Below are 13,911 nucleotides of genomic sequence, written 5' to 3' on the forward strand. Positions count from 1 at the left end.
GCGATGACCATGGCTATCCCACGCTTCATCAGGCACTCCCTGAAGTTGCTTCCCGTTGCCCTGCTGGGCCTGTCGGTCGGCCTCGCCCAAGCACAGAATGTCGCCGACGAGGAGCGGCTCTATGGCGGTCCGATGCTCAACCAGCAGGAGCGCGACCAGTTCCAGCAGCAGATCCGCGAGGCCCGCACCCTGGAGGAGCGTCAGCGCATCCAGGCCGAGCACCAGCGCTTCATGCGCCAGCGCGCCGAGGAGCGCGGCTTCGACCCGGATGGCATCTACGGCTTTCCGATGATGAACCAGCAGCAGCGTCGCGACTATCACCAGCGCATGCAGGGGGCCGGTTCCGATGCCGAGCGCCAACGCATCCGCCAGGAGCATCGCCAGCAGATGCGCCAGCAGATCCTCCAGCAGCAGCGCAGCCCGCGTGGCCAGGGAGGCGGCCGCATGATGAACCAGGGCGGCGGAGGGCGCGGCTGATACAGCAACCCTGCGCCGATGCCCATGAGCAGTGGGCCGCCTTCGGGCGGCCCGCTGCGTTTCTGGCGTGCCGACGGGTTGCCAGAATCCCTCGACTGCTGAATACTGATCTTATATACAGTTAATGCAGGAGGGGAGTGATGCCATTGACGGATTCGACTCGGGCTCGGGTGATCGGTCGCGCCGAGCCTGGTACCGCGGCTTCCGGCCTGCCGCTGATGGGTTGCCGGGTGCGGGCGGGTTTCCCCAGCCCCGCCGACGATCACCTCGAGGCGGAGATCAACCTCCACGAGCATGTGGTGAAGCGTCCGGCGGCCACCTACTTCGTGCGCGCCGAGGGCGACTCCATGCTCGGCGACGGCATCCATGACTCCGACCTGCTGGTGGTGGACCGCAGCCTGGAGCCGCTGCCCGGCCGGGTGGTGGTTATCGCCCTGGAGGGGGAACCCACCGTCAAGCGCCTGGCGCGGCGCGGCGGCGAGGTGTGGCTGGTGGCCAGCAATCCGCGCTTCGCGCCGATCCCCCTGGCGGGCCGCGAGTGCCACGTGTGGGGTGTGGTCACCCACGTGCTCCACGCCCTGCCGGGAGGCGAGCGGTGATTGCCCTGGTCGACGGCAACAGCTTCTACGTCAGCTGCGAGCGGGTCTTCGACCCGCGCCTGGAGGGGCGAGCGGTGGGCGTGCTCTCCAACAACGACAGCTGCGTGGTGGCGCGCTCCCACGAGCTCAAGGCGCTGGGCGTGGCCATGGGCGCGCCGCTGCACCTGCTGCCACCGGCGGTGCGCCGCCAGGCGGTGCTGCTCTCCAGCAACTACGCGCTCTACGGCGACATGTCGCGACGGGTCAACCAGGTGCTGGGCGAGTTCTCCCCCGATGTGGAGCCCTACTCCATCGACGAGAGCTTCGTGGGCTTCTCCGGCTTCCCCGATGGCGAGCTCGAGCCGCGCTGCCGCGAGCTGCGCGACACCGTGGGCCGCTGGACCGGCATCCCCGTGGGCGTGGGGCTGGCACCCACCCGGACCCTGGCCAAGCTCGCCAACCGCCTGGCCAAGCGTGAGCCCGCCTTCGAGGGTGTCTGTCGACTGGACGCCGAAGGTGAGGCCACTCGACGGGTGCTCGAGGCCTGCCCGGTGGATGACCTGTGGGGCGTGGCGCGACGCAGCGCCGAGCGGCTGGCGCTGATGGGCATCGAGAACGCCTGGCAGCTGCGCGAGGCCGATCCACGCTGGGTACGCAGCCGCTTTTCGGTGGTGATGGAGCGCATGGTCTGGGAGCTGCGCGGGCGGCCGGCCATCGCCCTCGATGACATGAGCGAGCCGCGCCGGCGGTTGCTGGTGTCGCGCTCCTTCGGGCGGCTCACCGGCGAGCGTCACGAGCTGGAGGCAGCCATGCGCCAGCACTGCGCCCGCGCCGGCGAGAAGTTGCGTCGCCAGGGCAGCCTGGCCCAGGCGGTCCAGGTATTCGTGCGTACCAATCCCTTCCTGGCCGGCGAGCCCCAGTACCGCAACGCCGCGGTGGTGGCGCTGCCGGCACCCAGTGCCGACAGCCGCGAGCTGCTGGCCGCGGCGAGCCGTGCCCTGGCGGCCATCTTCCTGGAGGGCTACCGCTACCAGAAGTGCGGCGTGATGCTGCTCGACCTGGTGGACGTAGAGCGGCGTCAGGCCTCGCTGCTCGAGACACCCGAGGACGATGTGCGCCGCGCGCGCAGCCAGCGGCTGATGGCGACCCTGGACCGGCTCAATCGCGAGATGGGGCGTGACACGGTGCGCTTCGGCCTGCCGCAGCGTGACAATGCCTGGAAGCTGCGCTGCGAGCGACGCACGCCGCGCTACACCACCTGCTGGGATGAGTTGATGCGCGTCAAGACGGGGCGTTAATTGGCCGCAGTGCCGTGCGAGAACAGGGCGGGGCGCCCCCCGGCTCGACTACACTGGTGACACCGCGGCGCGGTCGTGCGTCGTCAGGAAGTCATCACAGGGAGCAGAGCTCATGCGAATGAAGGGCAAGAATGTCATCGTCACCGGCGGCGCCAGCGGTATCGGCCTGGCCAGCGTGGAGCGTTGCCTGGAGGAGGGGGCCAACGCGGTGATCGCCGACCTCGAGGGTGGCGAGGGTGCGGCCCGGGCGGCGGAGCTGGATGCCAGGCATGCCGGCCGCTGTCTGTTCAAGGCATGCGACGTCACCGATACCGCCCAGGTCGACCGCCTGTTCGCGGAGACCGTCGCCGAGCTGGGTAGCGTGGATGCGGTATTCAACAATGCCGGCATCGGCGGCGTGACCCCCTCCGACGAGGTGAGCGACGACGAATACCTGCGCATCATCGACATCAACCTCAACGGGGTCTTTCGCGTGGCGCGCGCGGCGCTGCGGGTGATGTATCGCCAGGGCAGCGGCAGCATCGTCAACTGCGCTTCCATCCTCGGCATGATGGGCCAGTCCCAGACCGCCGCCTACACCGCGGCCAAGGGCGGGGTGGTCAACTTGACCCGCACCCTGGGCATCGAGGCGGCACCCAAGGGGGTTCGGGTCAACGCCATCGGGCCGGGCTACATCGATACGCCGCTGCTTCAGGCCCTGGACGACGAGCTGCTGCAGCAGCTTATCTCCCTGCATCCGATGGCCCGGCTGGGCCGCCCCGAGGAGATCGCCAACGGCTTCCTGTTCCTGGCCAGCGACGAGGCCAGCTTCGTCACCGGCACTACCCTGATGGTCGACGGCGGCTTTACCGCCGGCAAGTCCTGACCTGACCCTCCCCGCGCCTGGTCACGTGGTGAGCAGGCGCTCGATCTCCGCGATCAGCACCGCACAGGCCTCGTCGAGGTGGCGGTGCTGCTCGGCGGTATCGCCATCGACGCCGCGTTCGACCAGTGCCGCCACCAGGGCGTGCGCCTCCCGGTGCAGTGCCGCCAGATGGCTCGGGTCGGGCAGGTCATCACCGTGGTCCAGGGCCAGCCAGTTGCAGAAGTGGCAGTGGGGGCTCGCCAGCGGCGAGGCCGACAGCCCCGCGCCTGCCTCCAGGGCGTGATGCAGTTGCCGGCACCAGGCGCGATGCTCCACGCCGGCAACCAGCAACGGCAACTGGCCGGGTGCCAGAGGTGCCTGCCGGGCCCAGCTGGCCGGCGGTTGCCACGCCTGGCACCAGGCGGCGATGGCTTCCGCCGGCATCGGGCGGGCGATGCCGTAGCCCTGCCCCAGCTCGCAACCCAGGCGCAGCAGCAGCTGGCCATGGTCCAGGGTCTCCACCCCCTCGGCGATCACCTGGCGCTCGAAGGCATTGGCCAGCCCCAGCACGCCGGCGAGGATCTTGATGTCCTCCGGGGCGCCCAGGATGTCACGCACGAAGCTCTGGTCGATCTTGACCGTGCCCGCAGGGAGCCGCTTGAGATAGGTCAGCGACGAGTAGCCGGTGCCGAAGTCATCCAGCGAGACCTGTACGCCGAGGCGCCGGCATGCCTCCAGCAGCTCGGTAATCAGTGCCAGGTCGCCCAGGGCGCTGGTCTCGAGGATCTCCAGCTCCAGGCTGCCGGAGGGCAGGGTCGGCTGCTCGGCGAGCAGCTCCGCCAGCCGCGCGGGAAGCTCGCGCTGGCGCAGGTGGCGGGCCGCCATATTGACGCTCACCGGCAGGGTCAGGCCAGCGCGCCGCCAGGCGGCGGCCTGGGCCAGGGCGCGGCGGATTACCCACTCGCCCAGTGCCTCGGTCAGCGCATGCTCCTCGATGATGGGCAGGAACTGACCCGGGGCGAGCAGGCCGCGCTCGGGGTGAGCCCAGCGCACCAGCGCCTCGACACCGATCACCTCGCCACTGCGCATGTTGACCTTGGGCTGGTAATGGAGCACGAACTCCTCCTTCTCCAGCGCTTGCTGCAGGCGCTCCAGGCTTTCGTGATGGCTGCGTACCGAGCGGTCATGCTCCGGGTCGAACAGGTGGAAGCGGTTCTTGCCGGCGAGCTTGGCCTGGTACATGGCCTGGTCGGCCTGGCGCAGCAGCTGGTCGGCCTCGACGCTCTCCGCTTGGGGATAGAAGGTCACCCCCAGGCTGGCGCTGACCTCGAGGCGCTGGCCTTCATGCCACACCGGCTGGGCGGCGGACTCGAGCAGGCGGCGCAGCAGGGGCGTGGCCAGCCGGGTGTCGGCGAGGTCTACCAGCACCGCGACGAATTCGTCACCGCCCAGGCGCGACAGGGTATCTTCCTCGCGAATCACCTCGCGCAGCCGCTTGGCCAGGGTCACCAGCAGGTGGTCGCCGGCGGCGTGGCCGAAGCGGTCGTTGATGGACTTGAAGCCATCGAGGTCCAGGTAGATCACTGCCAGGTAGCGTTCGAGGCGCTGTTCGTGGGCCATGGCCTGGCTCAGGCGGTCGGCGAGCAGCACCCGGTTGGGCAGGCCGGTGAGGGCGTCGTAGTGGGCCAGGTACTCCAGCTGGCGCTCATGCTCCTTGATCAGGGTGATATCGCTGGAGATGCCCAGCAGCCCGACGATCTCCTCCCCGTCGCGGATCGGCGTCTTGATCTCCAGGTAGACCCGCCGGTTGCTATCGGCATCGCGGGTGACCACCTCCTCGGTGGTCTGCTCGCCGGCCAGCACGCGGCGATCCAGCGCGTGGAGCCTCGCCACGGTATCGCTGCTGAAGAAGTGAGCATCCTCGCTGCCGATCAGCGACTCGGCATCGCAGCCGAACAGCGTCAGGGTGGCGCGGTTGGCGTAGGTGTAGCGATAGTCCCGATCCTTCATGTAGATGTAGGAGCCGACGTGGTCGAGGGCCTCGCGGAAGCGCCGGGTCTCCAAGTGGGCGGCATGCAGGGCGAACTCCGCCTGCTTGCGCTCGGTGATATCGGTGATCACGCCATACCAGGTGATGGCGCCATCGGCCTCGGCGTGGGGCAGGGCGTCGCCAAACACCCACTGCAGCCGGTCGCCCGGCAACCGCACCCGGTACTCCTGGCGCCAGGGGGTGAGGGTCTCGCCGGAGCGGGCGATGGAGGCCGCCACGGCATCGCGGTCGTCGGGGTGGATGGCAGAGAACACCGGGGTGGCGTCGTCCTGTACCTGTTCCGGTGCCACGCCGTAGATCTGCCGCATGCCGTCGCTGGCATAGGGGAAGTGCGAATGCCCGCCGGGTTCGAGGCGGAATTCATAGACCACGCCGGGAATGCGCCCGGCGATGGTTCTCAGGCGGGAGACGGCCCGCTCGAGCTGCGCCTCGCGCTGGCGGATGGTCCGGGTCAGCGCCTGGGTCATGGCCAGGGCCCGGGCCCGGGTGCCCTGCAGCGAGGCGATCAGGGCACAGAGCAGGAAGGTCAGCGCCAGCCCGCCGGCCAGGCGCCATCCGGCGGCGGTGAGGTCGACCGCCGTGCCGGGCTCGCTGTGCTGGAAGGTCAGCCGCCAGGTCTGACCGGCGATATCGATGTGTCGGGTCTGCTGGAACGTCGAGGCGGGGGCGGGCTGCGCCGCGCTGCGGTAGAGCGGCTCACCCCGGGTATCGCCCTCGCTCGCGTGGAGGCTCAGCACCAGCGGTTGGCCGTCGCTCCAGTCATGGTCGTCGAGGATGCCCGCCATCAGGTCGTACATGCGGTAGGGCATGTAGACCCAGCCGAGCAGGGCGTCGCGGCGCTCGGCGGTGCTGGCCCCCGGCATCTCGCGGCGATAGACCGGCAGGTACATCAGGGTGGCCGGCTGCGGCTCGCCCTGTTCGGTGACCAGCTCGACCCGCCCGCTAAGGGTCGCCTTGCCGGTGTCCCGGGCCCGTTCCATGGCCGCGCGCCGGATGGGCTCGGCGAACATGTCGTAGCCCAGGGCGTGCCGGTTGCGGCCGCTGAAGGGCTCGATGTAGTGCACCGGGCCATAGGCCTCACGTTCACCGGAGGGGGCGATCGCATGGTCGGTGAAGCCTTCGGCGCGCACCGTTGCCAGATAGTCGGCCAGCCGGTCGGCGGGCACATGGCGGGCGAAGCCGATGCCCTCGACGTTGCCGAGCAGCGCCGAAGCCTGCAGGCCCTCGACGAAGGTGCGCCACTCGCCGCGGTCCACCGTTTCCGAGGCGTCGAACAGCGCGGAGGCGCCGCGCAGGATTAGCGCATAGGCAGCGAGGCGCTCCTCGACACGCAGGGTGACCTGGTCGGCGCTGAAGGCGAGCCGCTGCATCGCCTCGGCCTCGGCATCACGGCGCGCCTGCTGCGCGGTGGCCAGCGACAGCATCACCCCGACCAGGGCGATCAGCCACAGCCATGGGGGAATCTGGAGGTAGGGAGGGCGTGCCATGCCGGTGGATCACTCCTGCGAGTCGCTCCGTGACCGTAGAAGCATACCGACTCAACGGACTGACGTCGCCGAGGAGGGGGTGGCGGAGTGCCCGAAACGCAAAACGGCTACCGCGACGATGCGCCAAGTAGCCGTTTTCATAGGTATTTCTGGTGCCGCAAAGAGGAGTCGAACCTCCGACCTACGCATTACGAATGCGTTGCTCTACCAACTGAGCTATTGCGGCCTGACAGGCATGGTAGCGCCGGCGGGGCGCCGCGGCTAGCCCTCCCCGTCGCGCAGCCGGGTCAGCCCCTCCTGGGCGGTGGAGGCCACCAGGCGGCCGTGGCGGTCGTAGATGCTGCCGCGAGCGAAGCCACGAGAGCCGCCGCTCCAGGGGCTGTCCATGTCGTAGAGGAGCCAGTCGTCGACGCGCACCTCGTGGTGGAGCCACAGGGCGTGGTCGAGGCTGGCGATCTGCAGCCTGGGGTCGCGGAAGTCGATGCCGTGGGGCACCAGGGCGGTGGTCAGCAGGTTGAAGTCGGAGCTGTAGGCCAGCAGGCTGCGGTGGGTTGCGGGGTCGTCGGGAAGATCGCCGACCAGGCGGAACCAGACCCGCTTGCGGGCCGGCTGGCCGGCTTCCCACTCCTGGCTGTCGAGCAGGAACTCGATGGGGTGATTGTCGAAGCGAGCCAGCCGGGCGCCGTCCTCGATCAGGCGCTCCGGTGATGTCACCCCGGGCATCGCGGTCTGGTGGGTGAGGCCCTCCTCCTCGCCGTGGAAGGAGGCGCTGCAGAAGAAGATCGGCCGCCCCTTCTGGATGGCGGTGACCCGGCGGGTGGTGAAGCTGCCGCCGTCGCGGATGGTGTCCACCTGATAGACTACCGGGCGGTGGGGGTCGCCCGGACGCAGGAAGTAGCCGTGCAGTGAATGGGCGCGGCGCTCGGCGGAGACAGTCTGGTTGGCCGCCGAGAGCGCCTGGCCCAGCACCTGGCCGCCGAACAGCTGCGGCAGGCCGAGGTCCTGGCTGGTGCCGCGGAACAGGGTCTCATCGAGGGGCTCGAGGGCCAGCAGGTTCACCAGGTCGTTCAGGGCATCGGGCATGGGGCTCTCCTGGGCGGCGGCCATGGCCACCATTCATACGGTTGTTTCAAGCCAGTCTACACGGAGTCGACGGCGGTGCGCAGCGATGAATTCTACATGCATCGGGCCCTGGATCAGGCCCGCCTGGGGCTTGCCGCCGGCGAGGTGCCGGTGGGGGCGGTAGTGGTCGATGCCGCCGGCGAGATCATCGGCGCCGGCTACAACGCCCCGGTGGCCGGCCATGATCCCAGCGCCCACGCCGAGATCCGGGCCCTGCGCGATGCCGGTGCGCGGCTCGGCAACTACCGCCTGGATGGCTGCACCCTCTACGTGACCCTGGAACCCTGCCTGATGTGCACCGGGGCGATCATCCACGCCCGGCTGGCCAGGCTGGTCTATGGCGCCGCCGAGCCCCGCAGCGGCATGGTGGAGTCGAAGGCCAACCTCTTCGCCCAGCCCTGGTACAACCACCATGTGGCGGTGCAGGGCGGGGTGCTGGCCTCGCGCGCGTCGCGCCTGCTCCGGGAGTTCTTCGCCTCGCGTCGCCAGGCGTGAGCCTCAGCGGGGCAGGCGGGCCGGCTCGGCTTCCGCTGCCCGGGCGTTGAGCCGCGGGAACTCCCGGCGGCTGCGGTCGACGTAGCTGAGTATCTCGTGATAGCGCCGGATGTTGCGCACATAGATCACCGGCTCGCCGCCCCGGGCATAGCCGTGGCGGGTCTGGCTGTGCCATTCGCGCTCCTGCAGCAACGGCAGCGACTCACGCACGTCGTTCCACCGGTCCGGGTCGCCACCGCGCTGCGCGGTGATCCGGCGGGCATCGTAGAGATGGCCGAGACCGACGTTGTAGGCCGCCATGGCCATGTAGAGGCGGTCGTCGCCCTGGATCGACTCGGGCAGGCGCTCGTGCAGCTGGCGCAGGTAGCGGGCGCCGCCATGGATGCTCTGGGCCGGGTCGAGGCGGTCGGCGACGCCCAGGTCACCGGCGGTGGCGTTGGTCAGCATCATCAGCCCGCGTACCCCGGTGGGGGAGGTGGCCTGGGGATCCCAGTGGGACTCCTGATAGCCCACCGCGGCCAGCAGCTTCCAGTCGAAATCCGACTCTCGGGCGGCCTCGCGGAACAGCTCGGCGTAGTCGGGGAGGCGCTCCTCGACGTGGTCGAGGAAGGTGCGTGTGCCGACATACTCCAGGTAGTCGTCGTGGCCGAAGTAGCGAGCCACCAGGGCGTCGAGCTCGCCGGCGTCGTGCAGTTCGGAGATGAAGCGATTGGCGGCCTCGACCAGCGCCAGGCTGCGTTCGGCGGGGAAGGCCCAGGCCATGGAGAGGGGGTCGCCGAGCAGGAAGCCTCGCTCCACGCCGGGGAAGAACAGCCGGTTGAGGCGGAACTGGTGATCGAAGAGCACCGCCGCGTCGAGCTCACCGTCCTCGACCTGGCCGAGCAGCTCGGCCACCTCCACCTCGACGGAGGCCGCCCAGCGCAGTTCCGGATAGTCGGCCTGAAGCTCGCTCAATACCCGTCCGGTGCCGGCACCGCCGATGGTGCCAATGGAAAGGCCCGGCAGGTCGTCGGCGGCCTCCACGGGCGGCAGGCCACGGCGATAGACCACCACCGGCTGCAGCTCGATGATCGGCCGGCTGAAGACCACTCCCGGCAGGTCGGGCTCCAGGGGCAGGGCCGCCGCGCCCATGTCGCCCTCCTGGCGTACCGCCTCCAGGGCGCTGGCGATATGGTGATCGGCGCGAATGGTCAGGCTGACCCCCAGCTGTCCGGCGAAGCGGCGCACCAGCTCGTACTCGAACCCGGTGGGCCCCTCGCGCCCCTCGTAGTAGGTGGTGGGGGTATTGCGGGTGTGCACGCTGAGCAGCTCCCGGGCGAGGATCGTCGCGAGCTGGCCCGGCTCTCCGGTGCGCGGAGGCTCGGGGATCAGGCACAGGGCGAGGGTCGCCAGCAGGGCGAGAACACCACGCCTCGGGAAGGCGTTCGGGATCAGGGTCATGCGGTGACGGGCTGTGATGAGGTCCTCCACGATACCCAGCCCGGCCGTGGCTGTCATGTGGCGGATTTCTCGCCACCTGCGCTTTCCAGTATCATGTGCGCTCGTTGCCGCAGGCCGCGGCCCCCGATCGTGAAGACTCTCAGAGGCTCCTGGATATGCTCGAACTGCGCGGCGCCCCCGCCCTCTCCGCCTTCCGTCATGCCAAGCTGCTGGCCGCCCTGAGCGACGGCGTGGGTGACGTCGCCTCCCTCTCGGCGGAATACGTGCACTTCGTCGACCATGAGGGCGAGCTGTCCGGCGAGGCCCTGGCCGTGCTGGAGCAGTTGCTCGACTACGGGGTCGAGCCCCGGGATGGGGATGTCTGCGAGGGCCAGCTGTTCCTGGTGGTACCGCGTATCGGCACCCAGTCGCCCTGGTCCTCCAAGGCGACCGATATCGCCCATAACTGCGGCCTGTCCCAGGTGAGGCGCATCGAGCGTGGCATCGCCTACCGGGTCAAGCTCAAGGGGATGCTCTCCGAGAAGGCCTTCGAGCGGATTATCGCCGCCCTCCACGATCGCATGACCGAGACGGTGCTCACCGACTCGAGCGATGCGGCCAAGCTGTTCGCCCACCACGAGCCGGCGCCGCTGGGCAGTGTCGACCTTCTCGCAGGGGGGCGCGAGGCGCTGGTCATCGCCAACGCCGAGCTGGGCCTGGCCCTGGCGGATGACGAGATCGACTACCTGGTCGAGGCCTTCCATGACCTAGGGCGCAACCCCACCGACGTCGAGCTGATGATGTTCGCCCAGGCGAACTCCGAGCACTGTCGCCACAAGATCTTCAATGCCGACTGGGTGGTCGACGGCGAGGCGCAGACGCACTCGCTGTTCAAGATGATCAAGAACACCTACCAGGCCTCGCCGGACGACATCCTCTCCGCCTACAGCGACAACGCGGCGGTGATCCGTGGCTGCGAGGCGCCGCGCTTCTTCCCGGCACCGCTGACCGGTCAGGCGGGAGAGCGTGCCACCTACGCGGGCCATGCCGAGCCGATCCAGATCCTGATGAAGGTGGAGACCCACAACCATCCGACGGCCATCGCGCCGCACCCGGGGGCGGCCACCGGCGCCGGCGGCGAGATCCGTGACGAGGGCGCCACCGGCATCGGCGGCAAGCCCAAGGCGGGACTCAGCGGCTTCACGGTCTCCAACCTGCGTATCCCCGAGTTCGTGCAGCCCTGGGAGGCCTTCGACTACGGCAAGCCCGAGCGCATCGTCTCGGCGCTTTCGATCATGCTCGAGGGCCCCATCGGCGGCGCGGCCTTCAACAACGAATTCGGCCGGCCCAACCTCACCGGCTACTTCCGTACCTACGAGCAGGAGGCGCTGGGTGCCAACGGCATCGAGCGCCGCGGCTTCCACAAGCCGATCATGATCGCCGGCGGCTACGGCAACGTCCGCGACGGCCACGTGCAGAAGGGCGAGATCCCGGTGGGTGGCAAGCTCATCGTGATGGGCGGCCCGGCCATGCTGATCGGCCTGGGTGGCGGTGCGGCCTCCTCCATGGCCTCCGGCGCCTCCAGCGCCGACCTGGACTTCGCCTCGGTGCAGCGCGGCAACCCCGAGATCGAGCGCCGCGCCCAGGAGGTGATCGACCGCTGCTGGGCGCTGGGCGATGCCAACCCGATCCGCTTCATCCACGACGTGGGCGCCGGCGGCCTCTCCAATGCGCTGCCGGAGCTGGTCAAGGATGGCGGGCGCGGCGGTCAGTTCGACCTGCGCGCGGTGCCCAACGCAGAGCCCGGCATGAGCCCGCTGGAGATCTGGTGCAACGAGGCCCAGGAGCGCTACGTGCTGGCGGTAGCGGCCGAGGATCTCGACACCTTCGATGCCCTGTGTGCTCGGGAGCGCTGCCCCTACGCCGTGGTCGGCGAGGCCACCCAGGCCCACCACCTGGCGGTGCGTGACGGCCACTTCGAGAGCCAGCCCGTCGACCTGCCGATGAGCGTGCTGTTCGGCAAGCCGCCGAAGATGACCCGGGAATTCCAGCGCCAGGCCAACGAGCTGCCGGGGGTGATGCTCGACAACCTCGACCTGCGCGAGGCCATGGACCGGGTGCTGCGCCTGCCCACCGTGGCGTCCAAGAGCTTCCTGATCACCATCGGCGACCGCTCCATCACCGGCCAGGTGGCCCGCGACCAGATGGTCGGGCCCTGGCAGGTGCCGGTGGCCGATGTCGCCGTGACCACGGCCAGCTTCGATACCCATGCGGGCGAGGCCATGGCCATGGGCGAACGTCCGCCGGTGGCGCTGATCGACCCCGCCGCCAGCGCCCGCCTGGCGGTGGCCGAGGCGATCACCAACCTGGCCGCGGCGCCCATCGACAAGCTTTCCGACATCAAGCTCTCCGCCAACTGGATGAGCGCGGCCGACCATCCCGGCGAGAACCAGGCGCTGTATGACGCCGTCCATGCGGTGGGCATGGAGCTCTGCCCTCAGCTTGGCATCGCCGTGCCGGTAGGCAAGGACTCCATGTCCATGCGTACCGCCTGGCAGGAGGAGAATGGCTCTGATGAAAGGCACGGCGAGGCCGAGGAGAAGAGCGTCACCTCGCCGCTCTCCCTGGTGATCACCGGCTTCGCCCCGGTCAGCGATGCCATGCGCACCCTGACGCCCCAGATCAACCTGGAGCAGGACGAGTCCGACCTGATCCTGATCGACCTGGGCGAGGGGCAGAACCGCCTGGGCGGCTCGGCGCTTGCCCAGGTCTACGGCCAGGTCGGTGACGAGGCCCCGGACCTGGATGACCCGGAGGACCTCAAGGCGTTCTTCGCGGTAATCCAGGGGCTCAACGCCGAGGGCAAGCTGCTCGCCTACCACGACCGCAGCGACGGCGGCCTGCTGGTGACCCTGCTGGAGATGGCCTTCGCCGCCCATGCTGGCCTGGAGATCAAGCTCGACTGGCTGGTGGATGAGCCGGTGGAAGCCTTCAACGCGCTGTTCGCCGAGGAGCTGGGCGCGGTGATCCAGGTGAGCCGCGAACACACCGAGGAGGTGCTGGCCCAGTTCGCCGCCGCCGGCCTCGAGACCTGCGGCGTCATCGCTCGGCCACGCTACGACGACCAGGTGCGCGTCACCCTCTTCGAGGAGCCGCTGCTGGAGACCACCCGGCTGCGCGCCCAGCGCACCTGGGCCGAGACCAGCTATCGACTGCAGGCGCTGCGCGACAACCCCGAGTGCGCCAAGAGCGAGTTCGATGGCCTGCTCGACGACCGCGACCCGGGGCTCTCCGCCACACCCACCTTCGAGGTCGATGAGGATATCGCCGCCCCCTACCTCAACCTGGCGCGGCCTGCGGTGGCGGTGCTGCGCGAGCAGGGGGTCAACGGCCAGGTGGAGATGGCCTGGGCCTTCGACCGCGCCGGCTTCGAGGCCGTGGATGTGCATATGAGCGATATCCTGGCGGGGCGGGTGTCGCTGGATGAGTTCAAGGGCCTGGTGGCCTGCGGCGGCTTCTCCTATGGCGACGTGCTGGGTGCCGGTGGCGGCTGGGCCAAGTCGGTGCTGTTCAACGAGCGCGCCCGTGAGCAGTTCGCGGCCTTCTTCGCGCGCGACGACAGCTTCTCGCTGGGCGTCTGCAACGGCTGCCAGATGCTGGCCCAGCTCAAGGAGCTGATCCCCGGCGCCGAGGCCTGGCCGCGCTTCGTGCGCAACGAGTCCGAGCAGTTCGAGGCCCGCGTGGCCATGGTCCAGGTGGAGGAGAGTCCCTCGATCCTGCTGGCCGGCATGCAGGGCTCGCGGCTGCCCATCGCCGTGGCCCACGGCGAGGGTCGTGCCGAGTTCCGCGACAGTGCCCACCTGCGCGGGATGCAGGGAAGCGGCGAGGTGGCGCTGCGCTACGTGGACAACTATGGCCAGGTGACCACTCGCTATCCGGCCAACCCCAACGGCTCGCCCTCGGGCATCACCGGCCTGACCACCCCGGACGGCCGGGTCACCATCATGATGCCCCACCCGGAGCGGGTGGTGCGTGCGGTGACCAACTCCTGGCGTCCGGCGGAGTGGACGCAGGACGGCGCCTGGCAGCGGCTGTTCCGCAATGCCCGGGTGTGGGTGGACTGAGCCCGCCGAAGCAGCGT

9 protein-coding genes and 1 tRNA gene are annotated in these 13,911 nt (G+C 69.5%); 6 read left to right on the top strand and 4 right to left on the bottom strand.

What is annotated here, in order from left to right; translation table 11 throughout:
- The first annotated feature begins 9 nt into the window (after window positions 1–9).
- The 4 genes from ACJ7IV_RS02350 (at window position 10) to ACJ7IV_RS02365 (ending at window position 3,218) form a co-directional block, all read left to right on the top strand.
- Window positions 10–477, top strand: a complete 468-nt coding sequence (locus ACJ7IV_RS02350) for a hypothetical protein (protein WP_483865594.1) — start codon at window positions 10–12, stop codon at window positions 475–477.
- 140 nt (window positions 478–617) lie between these two features.
- Window positions 618–1,076, top strand: a complete 459-nt coding sequence (locus ACJ7IV_RS02355) for a LexA family protein (RefSeq protein ID WP_483865595.1) — start codon at window positions 618–620, stop codon at window positions 1,074–1,076.
- Window positions 1,073–2,353: a Y-family DNA polymerase gene (locus ACJ7IV_RS02360; protein WP_483865596.1), complete on the top strand. Its 1,281-nt coding sequence runs from the start codon at window positions 1,073–1,075 to the stop codon at window positions 2,351–2,353. Before ACJ7IV_RS02355 ends, ACJ7IV_RS02360 begins: the two co-directional genes overlap by 4 nt.
- A gap of 112 nt (window positions 2,354–2,465) precedes the next feature.
- Window positions 2,466–3,218, top strand: coding sequence for an SDR family NAD(P)-dependent oxidoreductase (locus ACJ7IV_RS02365; RefSeq protein WP_483865597.1), 753 nt, complete (start codon window positions 2,466–2,468; stop codon window positions 3,216–3,218).
- Between the two features lie 21 nt (window positions 3,219–3,239).
- Here the strand turns inward: ACJ7IV_RS02365 and ACJ7IV_RS02370 are convergent, their stop codons facing one another.
- From ACJ7IV_RS02370 to ACJ7IV_RS02380, 3 genes are all read right to left on the bottom strand, one after another.
- Window positions 3,240–6,734 carry a bifunctional diguanylate cyclase/phosphodiesterase gene (locus ACJ7IV_RS02370; protein WP_483865598.1) on the bottom strand — a complete coding sequence of 1,165 codons (3,495 nt, stop codon included), beginning with the start codon at window positions 6,732–6,734 and terminating at the stop codon, window positions 3,240–3,242.
- 150 nt (window positions 6,735–6,884) lie between these two features.
- A tRNA-Thr gene (locus ACJ7IV_RS02375) sits at window positions 6,885–6,960 on the bottom strand.
- 35 nt (window positions 6,961–6,995) lie between these two features.
- Window positions 6,996–7,817 carry an acyl-CoA thioesterase gene (locus tag ACJ7IV_RS02380; protein ID WP_483865599.1) on the bottom strand — a complete coding sequence of 274 codons (822 nt, stop codon included), beginning with the start codon at window positions 7,815–7,817 and terminating at the stop codon, window positions 6,996–6,998.
- A 75-nt stretch (window positions 7,818–7,892) separates the two neighbouring features.
- On the opposite strand from ACJ7IV_RS02380, the gene tadA reads away from it, so the two are divergent.
- On the top strand, window positions 7,893–8,351 hold the full coding sequence (gene tadA, locus ACJ7IV_RS02385) for a tRNA adenosine(34) deaminase TadA (RefSeq protein WP_232913166.1): 459 nt from the start codon (window positions 7,893–7,895) through the stop codon (window positions 8,349–8,351).
- Between the two features lie 3 nt (window positions 8,352–8,354).
- Here tadA and mltF read toward each other — a convergent pair whose 3' ends face one another.
- The gene (gene mltF / locus ACJ7IV_RS02390) at window positions 8,355–9,791 is read right to left on the bottom strand and encodes a membrane-bound lytic murein transglycosylase MltF (RefSeq protein ID WP_483866537.1); all 1,437 of its coding nucleotides are present in this window, start codon (window positions 9,789–9,791) and stop codon (window positions 8,355–8,357) included.
- Between the two features lie 155 nt (window positions 9,792–9,946).
- On the opposite strand from mltF, the gene purL reads away from it, so the two are divergent.
- Window positions 9,947–13,894: a phosphoribosylformylglycinamidine synthase gene (gene purL / locus ACJ7IV_RS02395; RefSeq protein WP_483865600.1), complete on the top strand. Its 3,948-nt coding sequence runs from the start codon at window positions 9,947–9,949 to the stop codon at window positions 13,892–13,894.
- Window positions 13,895–13,911 lie beyond the last annotated feature (17 nt).

This window comes from Halomonas sp. C10-5, from assembly GCF_057169305.1.